The 15689-nt window shown below is 65.5% G+C and carries 15 protein-coding genes; 12 read left to right on the top strand and 3 right to left on the bottom strand.

Features of this window, described 5'->3' with window-relative positions; translation table 11 throughout:
- Nucleotides 1-10: 10 nt before the first annotated feature.
- Complete coding sequence (locus LPW26_RS24710) at nt 11-817, bottom strand: SDR family oxidoreductase (protein WP_238738414.1); 807 nt, start codon at nt 815-817, stop codon at nt 11-13.
- Between the two features lie 130 nt (nt 818-947).
- Nucleotides 948-2006: a polysaccharide deacetylase family protein gene (locus LPW26_RS24705; RefSeq protein ID WP_238738413.1), complete on the bottom strand. Its 1059-nt coding sequence runs from the start codon at nt 2004-2006 to the stop codon at nt 948-950.
- 157 nt (nt 2007-2163) lie between these two features.
- Here LPW26_RS24705 and LPW26_RS24700 point away from each other — a divergent pair, with 157 nt between their 5' ends.
- The 10 genes from LPW26_RS24700 to phoB all read left to right on the top strand — a co-directional run bounded on the left by LPW26_RS24700 (nt 2164) and on the right by phoB (nt 12072).
- Complete coding sequence (locus LPW26_RS24700; RefSeq protein WP_238738412.1) at nt 2164-3558, top strand: OmpA family protein; 1395 nt, start codon at nt 2164-2166, stop codon at nt 3556-3558.
- A 4-nt stretch (nt 3559-3562) separates the two neighbouring features.
- Nucleotides 3563-3859, top strand: a complete 297-nt coding sequence (locus tag LPW26_RS24695) for a hypothetical protein (RefSeq protein WP_238738411.1) — start codon at nt 3563-3565, stop codon at nt 3857-3859.
- A 247-nt stretch (nt 3860-4106) separates the two neighbouring features.
- Entirely contained in the window at nt 4107-5141 is a 1035-nt protein-coding gene (locus LPW26_RS24690; protein WP_238738410.1) for a lysylphosphatidylglycerol synthase domain-containing protein, read from the top strand.
- A gap of 2 nt (nt 5142-5143) precedes the next feature.
- Entirely contained in the window at nt 5144-6484 is a 1341-nt protein-coding gene (locus tag LPW26_RS24685) for an ATP-binding protein (protein ID WP_238738409.1), read from the top strand.
- A gap of 152 nt (nt 6485-6636) precedes the next feature.
- A complete protein-coding gene (gene pstS, locus LPW26_RS24680) occupies nt 6637-7647 on the top strand; it encodes a phosphate ABC transporter substrate-binding protein PstS (RefSeq protein ID WP_238738408.1) in 1011 nt (336 codons plus the stop codon).
- A 226-nt stretch (nt 7648-7873) separates the two neighbouring features.
- Entirely contained in the window at nt 7874-8875 is a 1002-nt protein-coding gene (pstC, locus tag LPW26_RS24675; protein ID WP_238738407.1) for a phosphate ABC transporter permease subunit PstC, read from the top strand.
- Nucleotide 8876: 1 nt separating this feature from the next.
- Nucleotides 8877-9740: a phosphate ABC transporter permease PstA gene (pstA, locus tag LPW26_RS24670; RefSeq protein ID WP_238738406.1), complete on the top strand. Its 864-nt coding sequence runs from the start codon at nt 8877-8879 to the stop codon at nt 9738-9740.
- A complete protein-coding gene (gene pstB / locus LPW26_RS24665) occupies nt 9737-10561 on the top strand; it encodes a phosphate ABC transporter ATP-binding protein PstB (protein ID WP_319942202.1) in 825 nt (274 codons plus the stop codon). The genes pstA and pstB overlap by 4 nt, the downstream gene beginning before the upstream one ends.
- A gap of 25 nt (nt 10562-10586) precedes the next feature.
- A complete protein-coding gene (gene phoU / locus LPW26_RS24660; RefSeq protein WP_238738405.1) occupies nt 10587-11303 on the top strand; it encodes a phosphate signaling complex protein PhoU in 717 nt (238 codons plus the stop codon).
- 55 nt (nt 11304-11358) lie between these two features.
- Nucleotides 11359-12072, top strand: a complete 714-nt coding sequence (gene phoB, locus LPW26_RS24655; RefSeq protein ID WP_238738404.1) for a phosphate regulon transcriptional regulator PhoB — start codon at nt 11359-11361, stop codon at nt 12070-12072.
- A 399-nt stretch (nt 12073-12471) separates the two neighbouring features.
- On the opposite strand, the gene LPW26_RS24650 is transcribed toward phoB, so the two are convergent.
- Complete coding sequence (locus tag LPW26_RS24650; RefSeq protein WP_238738403.1) at nt 12472-12981, bottom strand: GcrA family cell cycle regulator; 510 nt, start codon at nt 12979-12981, stop codon at nt 12472-12474.
- Between the two features lie 455 nt (nt 12982-13436).
- On the opposite strand from LPW26_RS24650, the gene LPW26_RS24645 reads away from it, so the two are divergent.
- Nucleotides 13437-14648, top strand: a complete 1212-nt coding sequence (locus tag LPW26_RS24645) for an aspartate aminotransferase family protein (protein WP_238738402.1) — start codon at nt 13437-13439, stop codon at nt 14646-14648.
- A complete protein-coding gene (argF, locus tag LPW26_RS24640) occupies nt 14648-15580 on the top strand; it encodes an ornithine carbamoyltransferase (RefSeq protein WP_238738401.1) in 933 nt (310 codons plus the stop codon). The genes LPW26_RS24645 and argF overlap by 1 nt, the downstream gene beginning before the upstream one ends.
- Nucleotides 15581-15689: the final 109 nt, after the last annotated feature.

Genomic DNA, 15689 nt, shown 5'->3' with positions numbered 1-15689 from the left:
CGAGCACAGCCTACGCCCAGCCGTCGCCCTTGATGCCGGGGTTGGCGTAGGCGACGCCGCCGTCGACCGCGATGGTGGTGCCGACCACGTAGTCGCCGGCGCGGGAGGCGAGGAAGACGGCGGTGCCGGCCATGTCCTCGTCGGTGCCGATCCGGCCCGACGGCACGCGCTTGGCGACCGCGTCGGCTTCGTCACGAGCGGCTTTGTTCATGTCCGATGCAAACGGGCCGGGCGCGATCGCCGTCACCACGACGTGGTCCTTGATCAGCCGCACCGCCATCCGCCGCGTCAGATGGATCAGGCCCGCCTTCGACGCCGCATAGGGATAAGTCTCGAGCGGGTTGACGAAGATGCCGTCGATCGACGCGATGTTGATCACCTTGCCGGGCTGTTCGGCGGAAGCGGCGGCGCGCAGCAGCGGCGCCAGCGCCTTGGTCAGGAAGAACGGCGTCTTGACGTTGAGGTCCATCACCTTGTCCCAGCCGCTTTCCGGGAATTCGTCGAAGTCCGCGGCCCAGGCGGCGCCGGCGTTGTTTACCAGGATGTCGAGCTTGGACTCGCGCCGCTTGATCTCGGCGGCCAGCATGTCGATGCCCGCCATCGTTGAGATGTCGATCGGCAGCGCGATGCATTCGCCCGGATACATCTCGTCGAGTTCGTCGGCGGTGGCCTGGCAGGGCGCCGCCTTGCGGGCGGTGATGTAAACGCGGCTGGCGCCGTAGGCGAGGAAGCCCGCCGCGATCATCTTGCCGATGCCGCGCGAACCGCCGGTCACCACAGCGGTGCGGCCTTGAAGCGAAAACAGATCCTTGAACATGCGTTTCCCCTTGAGTTTGTCGGGATTGTTTGCGGCTCGCTCCGGAGTGAGTCAAGGACGAGCCGTCCCGGCCGCGCTCGAGCTCGCGGCTGCGCGTGACGATGAGGCGCGGCGTTACTTCGGCGCGAGGCTATGCCGCATCGACGCGGCGAAACCCGTTCCACATCGCCGTCGCGGCGCCGGATGTCAGCACCGGCAAGATGCGGTCGTGCTGATAATTGCCGTTGAGCGACACCCGCGGCAGTGCTGTCAGATGGTCGGCGACGCCGGGAAACAGCATGCCGGGCCGCGTCGTCACCGCGGTCTTGAACCCAGCGCGACGGGCCAGCGCATATTCGCGCGGTCCTGCAGCGGCGCGGTCGCCATACGGATAAGCCAGATGTGCGACCTCGCGCTCGAGATTCGCCTCGATGCGGGCGCGGCTGACCGACATCTCGTGCAGCGCCAAGGCTTCGCGCTGATGGGCCAGGATGCCGTGGGTGATCGAGTGCGCGCCGATCGTCACGAGCGGGTGCTCGGCGAAATGGCGCAGTTCGCTCCAGGACAGGCAGAGTTCGCGGCTGACGGCGGTGTCGTCGATCCGGTAGCGGGTGCACAGCGTCGCCATCGTTCGCTGCAAATCGTCGCTGCCCGACAGGCCTCGCAACAATGCGTGCAGGCGATCGAACGCTGCCTGCTTTGCCTCCGGGGTGCGCGTATCGAGTCGGATCTCGGCATCACCGATCGGCAGTTCGATGCTTTTGTTCTGCGCGATCAGCCGCTCCAGGGTGATCCACCACAAGCGCCCGGTGCCCTGGGCGAAATCGCTGGTCACATAGACGGTGAACGGTGCCTGGAACTCCTGGAACACCGGCAGCGCAAAGTCGCGATTGTCGCGGTAGCCATCATCCAGCGTGATGCAAGCGAAGCGGCTGCCGAATTCGCGCGCCGTCAGGCGGCGGTGCATCTCGTCAATTGTAATAATTTCGATGTTTTGCGACCGGAGATGCCGCAGCGTGGCGCGCAAAAATTCGGGAGTGACTTCGAGATGCCGGTTCGGTTGAAACGCGTCGGTCCGCGGCGGCCGCACATTGTGCAACATCAGGATCGTTCCGATCCCGGAAAAGATCGGACGCAGCACATGATACGCGCCGGTAAAATAAAGCGCGTCGAGCCCGGCGCGGATGATGTTGTGGCGAAACTGCTTCATCGGGCTGCGGGCCAGTTCATTTCAGGACAGTGTTAGCGCCTCACGTTTGAAGAAACGGTTATAGACAACTGGAGCGAACGGGGCATTTTCTCGCAATTGCGTTTGACAGCCTGTCAACGGTTTGATTTCTCTGTGCTTCTGATCCACGGGAAGCGGAATGCGCGGAGTTTTCAGATCGAGCGGCCAGTGGTGGCGTGGCGCCATCGTTCTTTGCGCTCTGTGGGCGATCGCGGTGTGGATGACCACGCCGGTGATCGAAGCCGAAGTCGCCGGGCAGGCCGCCGAGGCGCTCAAGAATACCGTCTTGGACAAGACCAAGCTCACGCCGGCCGGGCGAGACATCATTTTCTCGGCCGACGCGTTCTCCGAAGAAGGGCGCCGCAGCGCGGTGGCCTCGGTCGAGGCCGTGCCGGGGATCCGGCAGGTGGTCGACCAGACCCGGCTGGTGCCGCAGGCGAGCCCGTTCGTCTGGACCATCGAGCGCGACGTCGTGCGGGTGACGCTGGGCGGCAGCGCGCCATTGCCTGCGAGCCGGGCGCGGCTGGCCGATGCGACCCGCGCCGAGGTCGGCGGCGTCGAGGTTTCGGACCGCATGACGCTGGCGCGGGGGGCTCCCAGCCGGTTCGACGCCGTGGCGATGTTGCTGGTCGACCAGATCGGCAAGCTGAAAGAGGGCAAGATCACGCTCTCGGACACCAAGATCAGCCTCAGCGGCATGGCGCGCGATCTCGGCGGCCGCGAAGCCATTGCGGCGGCGCTGCGCAATTTGCCCGAGGGATATGTGGTCGCCGACAACGACATCAAGGCGCCGCCTTATGTGTTCCAGGCCAACAAGGACCCGGTCGCGTCGACGGTGACGCTGACGGGATATGTCCCGGACAACGCCGTGCACGCCGCGCTGGCGTCAGCCGCCGGCCACAAATTTTTTGCCGAGAAGGTCGTCGACAACCTCAAGGCCAGCATCGGTGCTCCGCAGGGCTTCGCCACCGCGGTCGCGCCGGCGCTCGGCGCTTTGTCGCGGCTGTCGACCGGAACGCTGGTGGTTTCGGACCGCGAGGTCCGGCTGTCCGGTGATGCGCTTTTCGAATCCGCGGTCAGCCAGATCCGCGGCGAGCTGAACAAGGACATGCCACCGGGCTGGACCGTGAAGGCCGAGCTTTCCGTCAAACCGGCGGCATCGCCGGTCGACGCAACGGTCTGCCAGCAGCTGTTCAACGAACTGCTCGGCAAGAGCACGGTGCGGTTCGAGTCGGGCAGCGCCACCATCGACAAGGACTCGGCCGGTCTGCTCGACCGGATGATCGAGACGGCGATGCGCTGCCCCAGCGCCGGCATCGAGGTGTCGGGGCACACAGACAGCGATGGCGACGCCGGCTTCAACAAGACGCTGTCGGAGCGGCGGGCGCGGGCGGTGGTCGATTATATGGTCCGAGCCGGCTTGTCGCCGGAGCGGTTTCAGGCGTTCGGCTATGGCAGCACCATCCCGGCGGCCGAAAACGACACCGAGGCCGGGAAGGCGAAAAATCGCCGCATCGATTTCGTGATCAGGTGACGGCATGATGGTTTTGGCGAACTTCTACGGGGGCTGGTTGCTCGGGGCGGTGTTGCTGGGATTCGCCGCGGGGTGGATCTCGGTGGTGCAACATGGGCCTGGCCTGTCGAAGAACGCCGCGATGGGGGTCGGCGGCATCGCTGCGGTGCTGATCGGCCTGTCGCTCGCCCGGATCGTTCCAGGTCGGTTTGGTTACTGGCTCGATCTTTTCCTTGTCATGATCGCCGCCTATCTGGTGGGTTGTACGATCGGATCGTGGCTGCGCCATCGGGTTGTGGCGCGGCAGATGCGGGAGAGTTGATCCTTCGCGGCTCTCGCGCCGGCCGCTTCCGGCGCAATGTCCGGTCGAGCCTGCCGCGGATGCAGCGCAAGTGATGAAACCGGTCGGCCCGACCGGGAATTGACGAGAAGGAGCGGGATTGGCGCAATCGACCGGATTCCACCCAGTCAGAACACGAGCGACCAGAGCTTCCTGGCCACGGAGCGGTAACGCCTGTCGTGCTACCGGTTTCGTTGGCGCAGGCAGTGGAGAGGGATTCGAGGTTTAGATGGTGGCCGCAATCGGCAGGGTGATCGCATTCCTGCGCGAGAAGCAAATCCTGCACAAACTCGGTGTCGCGATCAGCATCGCGGTCATCGCGGCTGCCTGTTACGTTCTCTATCATCTGCTGCGCGGCATCGATCTCGACAAGGTGCTCGAGGCGATCCGGCAGACCGAGCCGCGCGCGATCGCGCTCGCCGCGCTGTTTGTCGCCGCGGGTTACTTCACCCTGACATTCTATGATCTGTTCGCCCTGCGCACGATCGGCCGCGATCAGGTGCCGTATCGCACCGCCGCGCTGGCCGCGTTCACCAGCTACTCGATCGGCCACAATGTCGGCGCCAGCGTCTTCACGGGCGGCGCGGTACGCTACCGCATCTATTCGGCCTGGGGCCTGGACGGCATCGACGTCGCAAAGATCTGTTTTCTGGCCGGTCTGACGTTCTGGCTCGGCAACGCGGCCGTCCTCGGCATGGGCATCGCCTATCATCCGGAAGCGGCGTCCTCGATCGATCAACTGCCACCTTGGCTCAACCGCCTGCTGGCGTTCGGCATTCTGACTGGCCTGATGGTGTATGTGGTCTGGGTCTCGATCAAGCCGCGGCGGGTCGGCCGCGGCACCTGGAAGGTGGAATTGCCGGGCGGACCGCTGACGCTGCTGCAGATCGGGATCGGCATCGTCGACCTCGGCTTCTGTGCACTGGCGATGTATGTGCTGGTTCCGGACGAGCCCAACCTTGGCTTCGTGGTGGTGGCGGTGATCTTCGTGTCGGCGACGCTGCTCGGCTTCGCCAGCCACTCTCCAGGTGGACTCGGCGTGTTCGACGCCGCGATGCTGGTCGGCCTGTGGCAGATGGACAAGGAAGCGCTGCTGGCCGGCATGCTGCTGTTCCGAATCCTGTATTACATCGTGCCGTTCGTACTTTCGGTCATCATTCTCGCGGTCCGTGAAATCATCATCGGCGCCAAGATGAAGCGGATGGATCGCCTCGCAGACGCCCTCGATCCGAAGCCGGTCCGGCAGGATCCCACCCCAGGCTGATCATGATCGTTCAGGCGCCCGACGACCAAGCACGCACCAACGCACCGCTGGTGCCGTTGCCGGAGCAACTGCCTGTGCCACTTGCCACACCATGGCTGGACCGGTTGCGCAACGCGGCGATCATCCTGCTCGCCGGAGGGATCGCCCTGGCGACCCTGGCGGCGCTCGGTGAGATCACGCCGCGCGCGGCGGGCGTGGTGTTCGCCTGTCTGGTGGCGGCGGCGCTGGTGCCGTGGCGGCTGCACACCATCGCCAGTGCCCGCGAAGAAACCTACGGCATCAGCCCGGTCGAAACCCCGGTGGTGCGGGCGATCGTCGCCGGCATGGCCGATCCAGCCGTGCTGCTCGACCGGGCCGGGCGGGTGTTGCATCTGAACCCCGCCGCCGCGCAGCTGGCGCCAGCGCTGCGGGTCCGCGAACTGGCGCAGTTCGCGCTGCGCAACCCGGAGATCGTCACGGCACTGCGCGAGGCGATCGCCACCGCCGAACCGCGCAGCGTCCGCTATCTCGACCATTCGCCGATCGAGCGCTGGATGGAGCTGATCATCGCGCCGGTTCAGGTGCCGACCGCGTTCGGCGGCACCGATCAATGCATGCTGATGACGTTCCACGACCTGACACCGCTGCGTCGCGCCGAGGAGATGCGCGCCGATTTCGTCGCCAATGCCAGCCACGAACTGCGCACCCCGCTGGCGGCGCTGTCCGGTTTCATCGACACACTGCTCGGACCGGCACGCGACGATGCAAAAGCGCGCGCGCGGTTCCTCGGCATCATGCAGGTGCAGGCGACCCGGATGGCGCGGCTGATCGACGACCTGCTGTCGCTGTCACGGGTCGAACTCACCGCGCACGTCCGCCCGGAATCCCAGGTCGATTTGATCCCGCTGATCAAGCAGGTCGCCGACGGACTCGAGCCGCTGGCCAAGGAGCGCCAGGTCACGATCGAGCTCGAGCTTCCCGACAGCCCGGTCAGGATTGCCGGCGATCGCGAGGAGCTGCTGCGGCTGTTCGAGAATCTGATCGAGAATGCGCTGAAATACGGCGCCTCCGGCGGCCGCGTGGTGGTGGCGGTGGCCGCAGTGCCGGCGTCCGACGACGGCTCCGAATATCGGGTCGCCGTGCGGGATTTCGGGCCAGGCATCGCCCCCGAACACTTGCCCCGACTGACCGAGCGCTTCTATCGGGTGGATGTCGGCGACAGCCGCTCGCAAGGCGGTACCGGATTGGGATTGTCGCTGGTAAAACACATCGTTAACCGCCATCGCGGCCGGCTTTTGATCGAGAGCGTTCTGAAAAAGGGCGCGACCTTCACGGTCTGTTTTCCCTCGGTAAAACCCTCGTAGTCATCCCGATTAATTCTAATAAATCAGTGGCTTGCCGTAGTCACATGAGTGTCATCAAACCCTCATAAAAGGTCAATCGACCGCCCCTAAACGGGCGGCAGGTAAGCGCAGTCGGGCGCGATGAGCGCTTCGCTTGCCAACGGAGACCTTTCATGAATTTCATCAAGGCAATCGTCGCCGCCGGCATGGTCGCGGCGTCGACCTCGGCCTTTGCGGCCGACATCACCGGCGCAGGCGCCACCTTCCCGTTCCCGATCTATTCGAAGTGGGCCGACACCTACAAGAAAGACACCGGTAACGGTCTCAACTACCAGTCGATCGGTTCGGGCGCCGGCATCAAGCAGATCATCGCCAAGACCGTGACCTTCGGCGCCACCGATGCTCCGCTCAAGCCCGAGCAGCTCGACAAGGAAGGCCTCGTGCAGTGGCCGATGGTGATGGGCGCGATCGTGCCGGTCGTGAACCTCGACGGCATCAAGCCGGGCGAGATGGTGCTGGACGGTGACACGCTCGCCAAGATCTATCTGGGCACCGTCACCAAGTGGGACGATCCTGCGATCAAAAAGCTGAACCCGAAGGTCGCGTTGCCGACCTCGGCGATCACCGTCGTGCGCCGTTCGGACGGCTCGGGCACCACCTTCAACTTCACCGACTATCTGGCCAAGGTCAGCCCCGACTGGAAGAGCAAGGTCGGTTCGGGCACGGCCGTCGAGTGGCCCGTCGGCGTCGGCGCCAAGGGCAACGAAGGCGTTGCCGGCAACGTCAGCCAGACCAAGAATTCGATCGGCTACGTCGAATACGCCTACGCCAAGCAGAACAAGCTGACCTACACCGGCCTGATCAACAGCGCCGGCAAGCCGGTGCAGCCGACCATCGCGGCGTTCCAGGCTGCGGCATCGAATGCCGATTGGGCCAAGGCTGCGGGCTACTACCTGATCCTGACCAACCAGCCGGGCGAAACCTCGTGGCCGATCACTGCCGCGACCTTCATCCTGATGCACAAGGAGCCGGTCGACAAGGCGGCCTCCGCCGAGGCGATCAAGTTCTTCAAGTGGGCGTTCGAGAACGGCGGCAAGGCTGCCGAAGAGCTCGACTACATCCCGATGCCGGAACCGGTCGTCAAGCTGATCGAGAAGACCTGGTCGTCGGACATCAAGAGCTGATCTGATACCGCGGCGCGATCGGGCCAGCTTGGTCGCGCCGCACCTTCTTCACTGTTCGACGGATCCCCGGCGCCGGCCATTCACCGGTTCGGCTTCGGGAGCGCGCTGAGGGGCGCAGCGCAGCATCAGGCGCGTTCGCGCGAGCGACGCGGTGATCGGTTCAGTCAGAAATCTCCAGGCTACGCGGCTCGTTTATCGTAACCTGCATCAGCGCAAGGAGACAGGCGTGGCGGACATGGCAGTAGACAGTACGGGTATGCAAGCGGCGGCCGGACCTTATGATCGGGCCCGGGCTCTGAATGCCTTCAAGCTCAGCGACTCGGCATTCTACTGGACCACCCGCGCTTGCGCGATTTCGGTCCTGCTGATCCTCGGCGGCATCATCATTTCGCTCATCGTCGGAGCCTGGCCGGCGCTGCGCGAGTTCGGCTTGTCCTTCCTGACGACTGCCCGATGGGCGCCCGCCAACGATCCGCCGGTGCTCGGCGCGCTCGGCCCGATCTACGGCACGCTGGTAACCTCGGTGATCGCGATGGTGATCGCCATCCCGGTCGGCCTCGGCATCGCGATCTTCCTGACCGAGCTGTGTCCGATGTGGCTGCGCCGCCCGATCGGCCTCGCGGTCGAGCTGCTCGCCGGCATCCCGTCGATCATCTACGGCATGTGGGGCTTCTTCGTGCTCGGCCCGTTCCTTGCCAATCACTTCCAGCCGGCAATGATCGCGCTGTTCGAAGGCGTCCCGGTGCTGGGCACGATCTTCGCCGGTCCGCCGTCCTATCTCAGCCTGTTCAACGCCTCGCTGATCCTCGCCATCATGGTGTTGCCTTTCATCACCGCGATCTCGGTCGACGTGTTCAAGACCGTGCCGCCGGTGCTGAAGGAGGCCGCCTACGGCGTCGGCTGCACCACCTGGGAAGTCGTCCGCAAGGTGGTGATCCCCTACACCCGGGTCGGCGTCATCGGCGGGGTCATGCTGGCCCTCGGCCGCGCGCTCGGCGAGACCATGGCGGTGACCTTCATCATCGGCAACTCGTTCCGGATCAGCGGCTCGATCTTCGCGCCCGGCACGACGATCTCGGCGGCGATCGCCTCCGAATTCGCCGAGAGCGACGGCCTGCACCAGTCCGGCCTGATCCTGCTCGGACTGCTGCTGTTCGTCCTGACCTTCATGGTGCTGGCGGCCGCCCGGCTGCTGCTGCTGCGGCTCGAACTCAAGGCGGGCAAGTAACATGTCGACGACTCAAACCGTCAATCCGATCTACAAGCGCCGCCATCGCACCGACATCATCATCAAGGTGCTGTGCTCCGCCGCCGCGGTGTTCGGCGTCACCTGGCTGGCGCTGATCCTGTTCACGCTGTTCTGGAACGGTCTCGCCGGCGTCAATTGGCAGGTCTTCACCCAGGATACGCCGCCTCCCGGTTCGAATGAGGGTGGCCTGCTCAACGCCATCGTCGGCTCGGTGCTGATGACCGTGCTGGGCGTCGGCATCGGTGCGCCGCTCGGCCTGTTCGCCGGCACGTACCTCGCCGAATACGGCAAGCACGACAAGCTGACCTCGGTGATCCGTTTCATCAACGACATCCTGCTCAGCGCGCCCTCGATCATCATCGGCCTGTTCATCTACGGCGCGGTGGTGGTGACGATGGGCCGGTTCTCGGCGCTCGCCGGCGCCCTCGCGCTGGCGGTGATCGTCATCCCGGTGGTGGTTCGCACCACCGAGGACATGCTGCTGCTGGTGCCGGGCGCGCTGCGCGAGGCGGCCTCGGCGCTCGGCCTGCCGCGCTCGCTGGTGATCCGGCGGATCGCCTACCGGGCCGCGCGCGCCGGCCTGATCACCGGCATCCTGCTCGCCACTGCGCGGGTCGCGGGCGAAACCGCGCCGCTGCTGTTCACCGCGCTGAGCAACCAGTTCTTCAGCCTGGATCTGACCAAGACCATGGCCAACCTGCCGGTGACCATCAACAACTTTGTCCAAAGTCCCTACGACTACTGGAAGCAGCTCGCCTGGACCGGCGCTCTGCTGATCACTCTGACCGTGCTTGCCCTGAACATTGGTGCGCGCATCATCGGCGCCGAGAGGACCATGAAATGACCGAGATTTCGATTGCCACCAGCGTTCCGAGCGGACCTGGCCCCATGATCGCGGGCCACCCGGACGGCCCCGCCAAGGTGGTCGTGCGCGATCTGAACTTCTACTACGGTCAGAACCATGCGCTGAAGCACATCAATCTCAGCCTCGCCGCCAACCGCGTCACTGCCTTCATCGGCCCGTCGGGTTGCGGCAAGTCGACCCTGCTGCGGATCTTCAACCGGATGTACGACCTGTATCCCGGCCAGCGTGCCGAGGGGCAGGTCATGCTCGACGGCCACAACATTCTGGATCCGAAGCTCGACCTCAATCTGCTGCGCGCCCGCGTCGGCATGGTGTTCCAGAAGCCGACGCCGTTTCCGATGACGATCTACGAGAACATCGCCTTCGGCATCCGGCTATATGAAAAGATCTCCAAGTCGGAGATGGACGGCCGGGTCGAGAAGGCACTGCGCGGCGCCGCGCTGTGGACCGAGGTCAAGGACAAGCTCAACGCCTCCGGCCTCAGCCTGTCGGGCGGCCAGCAGCAGCGCCTGTGCATCGCCCGCACCATCGCGGTGCGGCCGGAAGTGATTTTGTTCGACGAGCCGTGCTCGGCGCTCGATCCGATCTCGACCGCCAAGATCGAAGAGCTGATCGACGAGCTCAAGGACGACTACACCATCGCGATCGTCACCCATAACATGCAGCAGGCCGCCCGCGTCTCGGAGTCGACCGCCTTCATGTATCTGGGCGAACTGATCGAGTTCGGGCCGACCAACAAGATCTTCACGTCGCCGAACGACCGGCGGACGCAGGACTATATCACCGGCCGGTTCGGCTGACGCGCCAGGCGCGAGGAGAAACGACATGGGCTTCGAGCACACCACCAAGGCGTTCGACGGTGACCTCCAGGAATTGACCCGCATGGTTGCCGAGATGGGCGGCCTGGCTGAGCGTCAGATCGTCGACTCGGTCGATGCGCTGGTCCGGCGCGACATCGCGCTCGGCGCGCGCGTCGTCGCGGCCGATCAGGAGATCGACCAGATGCAACGCTCGATCGAAGAGCGCGCTGTGCTGACCATCGCACGGCGCCAGCCGATGGCGGTCGATCTGCGCGACATCGTCGGCGCGATGCGGGTCGCGACCGATCTGGAGCGGATCGGCGATCTGTCCAAGAACATCGCCAAGCGCGTCAACGCGATCGACAGCGACTTCCATCCGCTCAAGCTGATCCGCGGGCTCGAGCACATGACCGACCTGGTGCAGTCCCAGGTCAAGGCGGTGCTCGACGCCTACACGGCGCACGATCTGCCCGCCGCGATGGTGGTGTGGAACGGCGACGAGGAAGTCGACGCGATCTGCACCTCGCTGTTCCGCGAGTTGCTCACCTATATGATGGAAGATCCGCGCAACATCTCGTTCTGTATCCACCTGATGTTCTGCGCCAAGAATATCGAGCGGATCGGCGACCACGCCACCAACATTGCCGAGACGGTGTTCTACATGATCGAAGGCCAGCAAATCCTGGACAAGCGGCCGAAGGGCGACATGACCACCTTCGCCAACGCGACGCCGGGCAACTAACGCGTCGCCCGCGAGACCGTGGGCGACCACCACACGATTGAAGACGAGGACCGACATGGGTGCGCGCATTCTGGTAGTTGAAGACGAGGAAGCGCTGACCACGCTGCTGCGCTACAATCTCGAGGCCGACGGCTACGACGTCGAAACCGCAGCACGCGGCGACGACGCCGATACGCGGATGAAGGAGCGGCTACCGGATCTGGTGGTGCTGGACTGGATGTTGCCGGGCCTGTCCGGCATCGAACTGTGCCGTCGCCTGCGGGCGCGGCCGGATACCAAGCAACTGCCGATCATCATGCTCACCGCGCGCGGCGAGGAGAGCGAGCGCGTCCGCGGGCTCGCCACCGGTGCCGACGATTACATCGTCAAACCGTTCTCGGTGCCTGAACTGCTCGCCCGCGTGAAGGGCCTGCTGCGCCGCGCCGCGCCGGAGCGGCTCGCCACCGTGCTGTCCTATGGTGATCTCGAACTCGACCGCGACAAGCGCCGCGTCGCGCGGTCGGGCCGCCCGATCGATCTCGGCCCGACCGAATATCGCCTGCTCGAGTTCTTCCTCGAGCATCCCGGCCGCGTCTTCAGCCGCGAGCAACTGCTCGACGGCGTCTGGGGCCGCGACATCTACATCGACGAGCGCACAGTCGACGTTCACATCGGACGCCTGCGCAAGCTGCTCAACCCCGGCCGGGAACAAGACCCGATCCGCACCGTCCGCGGCGCCGGCTACGCGCTGGACGACCGCTTCGCGAAGGTGGAAGGCAGCCCGTCGTAATTGTCAGTCAGTTGCGACGTAGGGTGGGCAAAGCGAAGCGTGCCCACCGCAACGCTCGCGTGGAGTCAAGATCGCCGCGAACGCGGATCGTCTAACGATCATCGCGGGTGTTATTCGTCACGCGTGGGCACGGCGCTACGCGCCTTTGCCCACCCTACGGCCCCTACGGTCTCCGCCTTCCCACGGCCTCCGCATTCTTCCAGCCGCAACCTCAGCCCCACATAGCAACGTCATCCTCCGCGCTAGCGAAGGATCCAGTATTGCAGTGAGTCAGGGGGGAGTAACGAGCGCTCTGGAATACTGGGTCGCCCGCCTTTGCGGGCGATGACAGTTTCGCGGGGCAGCGCAGCGGTGCGCTGCGCAAGCGTATCTGACGCGGCGGTCGCGCCGCGCGGTGGCTTAGCGCGTCGGCTTCGGTTGCTGGCGGCGGCGGTCGCCGACGGGCTGGTAGGCGATGCGCGAGTGGTGCGAGCAGTACGGCAGGCCGGGCAGCGACTTGCCGCCGCAGAAGAAGAATTCCGGATTGCTCGGGTCGCCGATCGGCCAATGGCAGGTGGCTTCGTTGAGCTCCAGCAGCGACAGCCGCTGGTTCATCGGTACCACGTTGTCGTAGGTGACCGGATCGGGCTCGGCCTCGACCTCGAACACATGCGCCAGCGCGGTGTTGCCGCGCGCCACCGGACGGGTCACCCGCATCATGTGCTGGGCCGGGCGCGCCTTGCGCTGCCGCGGCGCCGCCGACGATGGGCTCTTGGCACGGCCCGACAGGCCGAGACGATGGACCTTGCCGATCACGGCGTTACGCGTCACGTTACCAAGCTCCGCGGCAATTTGACTCGCCGACAGTCCGCCTTCCCATAATTTCTTCAACTGCTCGACGCGCTCGTCCGTCCAGGTCAATGCCGTCATCGTTCCATCCCTTCCTGCCGCGAAGCGCTGGTTCAAGCGCGGAACCGCGGCTGCGAGGTCGTCCAATTGTCTTGCCGGCAGAATCCCTTAGCCCTCGCCGGACAGCCATGCTGTCCGGACGATTCGCACTCACCGAGAGCTCAAGAAAGGATTACCAAACCGTGCACGAGATGTCGTACCCGACAAATAAAACGCTACAATATGCCGTGACTCACGCGCAAGAGTCCGACCGGGTGCGTCCACACCTTCTCGTCGACTGAGTCATAACCGACACAGCGGCGAGGATGAGGCGCCGGCCGAACGTTGCGCCAAGCCCCGGTTGACAGTGACTTCAGTGCACTTAGAATGTCTGCACGTGCCGCCTGGAAAGGCGGCACGTTTCGTTTCCGGGGTACGTCAGCCCCGACCGCGGTGAGTGCGGTCCGGCGGCGGCCCTCTTTCCGATCGGATCGGCCATGTCGAGCGCAGCTTCTACGTCCCATCTTCTGCCGGTATTCGCCAGGGCGGATGTCGCCTTCGAGCGCGGCGAGGGCGTCTGGCTGCACGCGACCTCCGGCGAGCGTTATCTCGATTTCACCAGCGGGGTCGCGGTCAATTCGCTCGGCCATTGCCATCCGCATCTGGTCGAGGCGCTCCAGCAGCAGGCGACCAAGCTGTGGCACATGTCGAACCTGTTCAAGAGCCCGGACGGCGAGCGGCTGGCGGCGCGGCTGTGCGAGCAGAGCTTCGCCGACAAGGTGTTCTTCGCCAATTCGGGCGCCGAGGCGATGGAGTGCGCGCTGAAGATGGCGCGGCACTATCACTTCTCGAAGGGCCAGCCGGAGCGCACCCGGATCATCACCTTCGAGGGCGCCTTCCACGGCCGCACCCTCGGCACGCTCGCCGCGACCGGCTCGGCCAAGTATCTGGAAGGCTATGGCGAGCCGCTGAGCGGCTTCGACCAGGTGCCGCTCGGCGACATTGAGGCCGTGAAGAAGGCGGTCGGCCCGACCACCGCCGCCATCCTGATCGAGCCGCTGCAGGGCGAGGGCGGCGTCCGCTCGCCCGAGACGGCGTTCTTTCGCGCGCTGCGCGAGCTGTGTGATACCAACGGGCTGTTGCTGATCTTCGATGAGGTGCAGACCGGCATGGGCCGCACCGGCGAACTGTTCGCCTACAAGCGGATCGGCGTCGCGCCGGACCTGATGTCGCTCGCCAAGGCGCTCGGCGGCGGCTTCCCGATCGGCGCCTGCCTGGCGACCGCCGAGGCGGCCTCGGGCATGGCGCCCGGCTCGCACGGCTCGACCTTCGGCGGCAATCCGCTGGCGGTGGCGTCCGCCAATGCGGTGCTCGACGTGATGCTGAAGCCGGGCTTCTTCGACCATGTGAAGAAGATCTCGCTGGTGCTGAAGCAGAAGCTCGCCGGCATCGTCGATCGCTATCCGCAGGTGCTCAGCGAAGTGCGCGGCGAGGGGCTGCTGGTCGGCCTCAAGGCGGTGGTGCCGTCGGCCGATCTGGTCGCCGCGCTGCGCGATCAGAAGTTGCTCACCGTCGGCGCCGGCGACAACGTCGTCCGCCTGCTGCCGCCGCTGATCGTCAACGAGGCCGAGATCGAGGAGGCCGTGACGCGGCTGGAGCGCGCCTGCGTGGCCCTGACCGGCCAAGCGGCGCAGCGGGAGGCGGTGTGATGAGCAAGCTCCCAACCCCGCGGCATTTCCTCGATCTGACCGAGGTGCCGACCTCCGAGCTGCGCAATATGCTGGCGGCCTCGGTGTCGATGAAGGCCAAGCGCAAGGCCGGTAGCCTCGACGACAAGCCGCTTGCCGGCAAGACGCTGGCGATGATCTTCGACAAGCCCTCGACCCGCACGCGCGTTTCGTTCGACGTCGGCATGCGGCAGCTCGGCGGCGAGTCGATCATGCTGACCGGGCAGGAGATGCAGCTCGGCCGCGGCGAGACCATTGCCGACACCGCGCGGGTGCTGTCGCGCTTCGTCGACATCATCATGATCCGCATCCTCAATCACGAGGCGCTGCTCGAACTCGCCGCCAACGCCACCGTGCCGGTGATCAACGGCCTGACCCGCAAGTCGCACCCGTGCCAGGTGATGGCCGACGTCATGACGTTCGAGGAGCATCGCGGTTCGATCAAGGGCGCGACCGTCGCCTGGACCGGCGACGACAACAACGTGCTGGCATCGTTCGCGCACGCCGCGCAGCGTTTCGATTTCAAGCTCAACGTCGCCACCCCGCCGCAGCTTGCGCCCAACAAGGCGCTGCGCGACTGGATCAAGTCCAGCGGTGCGGCGATCTCGATCGGTACCGATCCGGAGGAAGCGGTGCGCGGCGCCGATTGCGTCGTCACCGACACCTGGGTGTCGATGGGCGACAAGGACGGCGAGCATCGCCACAATCTGCTCAAGCCCTATCAGGTCAACGCCAAGCTGATGTCGCTCGCCCACAAGGACGCGATCTTCATGCACTGCCTGCCGGCGCATCGCGGCGAGGAAGTCACCGACGAGGTGATCGACGGCCCGCAATCGGTGGTGTTCGACGAAGCCGAAAACCGCCTCCACGCGCAGAAGGGCATTTTGGCGTGGTGTTTGGGGGCGGTGGCGTAGTTACTCCTCGATTTTGAGCGGAACGCTCGCGGTCCCCCTCCCCCGGGGGGGGGGGGGGGGGCGGGGGGGGGGGGGGGCGGGGGGGGGGGGGGGGGGGGGGGGGGGGGGG

The organism is Rhodopseudomonas infernalis (assembly GCF_022271405.1).
GTDB classification, from domain to species: Bacteria; Pseudomonadota; Alphaproteobacteria; order Rhizobiales; family Xanthobacteraceae; genus Rhodopseudomonas; species Rhodopseudomonas infernalis.
This window is presented reverse-complemented; position numbering and strand designations above follow the sequence as displayed.

What these genes read in the sequence shown, in the direction of transcription:
- LPW26_RS24710 (WP_238738414.1), bottom strand. Translation starts at nt 817, where the DNA reads ATGTTCAAGGATCTGTTTTCGCTTCAAGGCCGCACCGCTGTGGTGACC.
- LPW26_RS24705 (WP_238738413.1), bottom strand. Translation starts at nt 2,006, where the DNA reads ATGAAGCAGTTTCGCCACAACATCATCCGCGCCGGGCTCGACGCGCTT.
- LPW26_RS24700 (WP_238738412.1), top strand. Translation starts at nt 2,164, where the DNA reads ATGCGCGGAGTTTTCAGATCGAGCGGCCAGTGGTGGCGTGGCGCCATC.
- LPW26_RS24695 (WP_238738411.1), top strand. Translation starts at nt 3,563, where the DNA reads ATGATGGTTTTGGCGAACTTCTACGGGGGCTGGTTGCTCGGGGCGGTG.
- LPW26_RS24690 (WP_238738410.1), top strand. Translation starts at nt 4,107, where the DNA reads ATGGTGGCCGCAATCGGCAGGGTGATCGCATTCCTGCGCGAGAAGCAA.
- LPW26_RS24685 (WP_238738409.1), top strand. Translation starts at nt 5,144, where the DNA reads ATGATCGTTCAGGCGCCCGACGACCAAGCACGCACCAACGCACCGCTG.
- pstS (WP_238738408.1), top strand. Translation starts at nt 6,637, where the DNA reads ATGAATTTCATCAAGGCAATCGTCGCCGCCGGCATGGTCGCGGCGTCG.
- pstA (WP_238738406.1), top strand. Translation starts at nt 8,877, where the DNA reads ATGTCGACGACTCAAACCGTCAATCCGATCTACAAGCGCCGCCATCGC.
- pstB (WP_319942202.1), top strand. Translation starts at nt 9,737, where the DNA reads ATGACCGAGATTTCGATTGCCACCAGCGTTCCGAGCGGACCTGGCCCC.
- phoU (WP_238738405.1), top strand. Translation starts at nt 10,587, where the DNA reads ATGGGCTTCGAGCACACCACCAAGGCGTTCGACGGTGACCTCCAGGAA.
- phoB (WP_238738404.1), top strand. Translation starts at nt 11,359, where the DNA reads ATGGGTGCGCGCATTCTGGTAGTTGAAGACGAGGAAGCGCTGACCACG.
- LPW26_RS24650 (WP_238738403.1), bottom strand. Translation starts at nt 12,981, where the DNA reads ATGACGGCATTGACCTGGACGGACGAGCGCGTCGAGCAGTTGAAGAAA.
- LPW26_RS24645 (WP_238738402.1), top strand. Translation starts at nt 13,437, where the DNA reads ATGTCGAGCGCAGCTTCTACGTCCCATCTTCTGCCGGTATTCGCCAGG.
- argF (WP_238738401.1), top strand. Translation starts at nt 14,648, where the DNA reads ATGAGCAAGCTCCCAACCCCGCGGCATTTCCTCGATCTGACCGAGGTG.